The 2,508-nt window shown below is 36.0% G+C and carries 2 protein-coding genes; one reads left to right on the top strand and one right to left on the bottom strand.

The annotated features are described in order from the left end of the window. Nucleotides 1–30 precede the first annotated feature (30 nt). Nucleotides 31–1,524, top strand: a complete 1,494-nt coding sequence (locus tag P9B04_RS20350) for an IS5 family transposase (protein WP_342056798.1) — start codon at nucleotides 31–33, stop codon at nucleotides 1,522–1,524. Between the two features lie 486 nt (nucleotides 1,525–2,010). Here P9B04_RS20350 and P9B04_RS20345 read toward each other — a convergent pair whose 3' ends face one another. After that, nucleotides 2,011–2,439 carry a DUF4351 domain-containing protein gene (locus P9B04_RS20345; RefSeq protein WP_342056797.1) on the bottom strand — a complete coding sequence of 143 codons (429 nt, stop codon included), beginning with the start codon at nucleotides 2,437–2,439 and terminating at the stop codon, nucleotides 2,011–2,013. Nucleotides 2,440–2,508 lie beyond the last annotated feature (69 nt).

The following is a 2,508-nucleotide window of genomic DNA, read 5'->3' as shown; positions in this document are numbered from 1 at the left end:
TCCCCAGTCGCTTTCACCGAATTCCGGTCGATGCGACATTTTTGCGTCGCTCCCGGAACTAAGTTATCGGCAGAAAATCGTTGGGTAATCATGGCCGAGCTAATACCTTGGGATGATTTTGAAGAAGAATATGCTAAACAGTTTAAAGTGGAAAAAGGTGCGCCAGCTAAACCATTCAGAATGGCATTAGGAGCATTGATAATCAAAGAACAACTAGGAATAAGCGACAGGGAAACAGTAGAACAAATAAGAGAAAATCCATATTTACAATACTTTATCGGATTAGAAGCTTATACATTTGAAGCTCCGTTTGAAGCTTCCATGATGGTGTATTTTAGACAAAGAATTACTGTTAAAATGGTCAATCAAATTAATGAAGAAATGGTCAAAAGGGGAAGGGAGAAGACAGAGCAGAAAGAAGAAAAATTAAGCTCAGACCCTGAAGAAATAGGAGAGAGGGAAAATAAAGGTAAACTGATATTAGATGCCACCTGCGCCCCTGGAGATATAAAATATCCGACAGATTTAGAAATATTAAATCAAGGAAGAAAAGCAACTGAACAGGTCATAGATAGTCTCTATAAACCCATAAGAACGAGACTCAAGCAAAAGCCAAGAACGTATCGGAATATAGCTAGAAAAGAGTATTTAAGAATAGTGAAAAACCGTCGTTCTACTAAAAAAGAGGTTAAAGAAGCGATTGGAAAACAACTTAAGTATATTGAAAGAAATCTAGTCAGTATAGAGAAGCTAATCTTAGAGGGAGCGACATTAAAAAGTCTAAATAAAAGACAAAGAAATCTTCTAGAAGCTGTCAAAAAAGTCTATGAACAGCAACTCCAGATGTGGGAAAAAGGAACCAAAAGTGTTCCCCAAAGAATCGTCAGTATAACTCAACCGCATATTCGACCTATCGTGAGAGGAAAAGCAGGAAAACCTACAGAGTTTGGAGCAAAACTATCTATAAGCTATATAGATAATTATATATATTTAGACAGAATAAGTTGGGAAAATTTTAATGAATCTGGGGACTTACAAGGACAAGTTGAAAAATTTAAGCAGACTTATGGTTATTATCCATCATCAGTTCATGCAGATAGAATTTATCGAAGTAAAGCTAATAAAGATTGGTGTAAAGAAAGAGGAATTAGACTAAGTGGACTCGGTTTAGGAAGACCCCCTAAGAACATCAGTGAAGAAGATAAAAGGCAAACTAGAATAGACGAAGCATTTAGGAATAGAATTGAAGGAAAATTTGGACAAGCGAAAAGAAAGTTTAGTCTAGATTTAGTAAAAACTAAGCTTAAGGAAACCTCGGAAACTGCTATTGCTATTACATTTTTAGTAGTTAATCTTTCCCAACTGCTCCGGCAGTTTTTATTATCTCTTTTGTCGTTTTCTTTTATTAGCAATACAGATAAACTAAGCAAACAGGATATGATAATTAAAACTTATTTTTATAATTGCTTTGTAGCAGTCAAAGTTATCAATTTGGAGATGAATTATTGGCTTTTGGCCTCCTAATTTTTTGAACCACTTTTTCAGCAAACCCTATTATAGTCTTTTGTTGCCCATCTCAACAATAACCATTCTACAGGCATTTTTGAGCTTTTTGAGCGATCGCTTAAAATAGTCGATGGAGAATCCAAATATCGACTCAAACCCTCATCAATAAGGAGTTTCAGGTTCTTAAGGTTTATACCTGTATAATAATCAGTAGGCTCAGTATTATACATTTACACTAAAAATAAGATTCAGATTAGTTTTTTCAAGCTAACTGCTCAGGTTCTTCTCCTGAATTCTAGCTATTTCTAGCCCCATTTTCGACAGTTTAATCCTATTATCGGGCTAGTGGTGATGAAGCGATTTGTCCAAGTCTGTCTAGTTTTGTCCTAATTTTTGCCAAGGGAAGAGATCCGCAAAGCGCTCGCATCACAGTGAAACAATCTTCTATCAGTTTTGTACATTGTACATCGGCGGCTATTATACAGACAAATATCGAGAATCTAATCAATCTTGTTGTGTGAACCAATCACGGAGATCGGATTCAGATTGAAAGTCTAATAGGGCTTCTCCTAAATTTTCCAGTTGCTCAAGAGATAATTCACGAACTTGGTTCTCTAATTTTGAAGATATTTCGCCTATTTTCCGTTTAAGCTGACGTATAATTAAATTAGCTTCCCTTTCTTTTACGGCTTTTTCTTTATTCTCTTGATAAAGTGGTTTTAAGCGCATAACTAACTCCTGATCATCTTGATCTTGTTCTGTTGATAGTTCTAAGTTTTGCTGTAGGTTGTATAATAGTTCTAAAGTGATTGACCGAATGGGGTTTGAAGTTGGTAAAGCTTCTAATTCATCGATCGCCTGTTTTTGTATTCTACCTCTTCCTAATATTCTCAACCACAAGGTTTCAGGAATAGCCGGAAGTTGATGCAGCACTACAATGGCTGTTTTTAGCTAACCGCCGAGAAGCCCCGCACTATAAACGAGAGGGATTTATCAAACCGT

This window comes from Crocosphaera sp. Alani8, from assembly GCF_038442745.1.
Classification (GTDB): domain Bacteria; phylum Cyanobacteriota; class Cyanobacteriia; order Cyanobacteriales; family Microcystaceae; genus Crocosphaera.
This window is presented reverse-complemented; position numbering and strand designations above follow the sequence as displayed.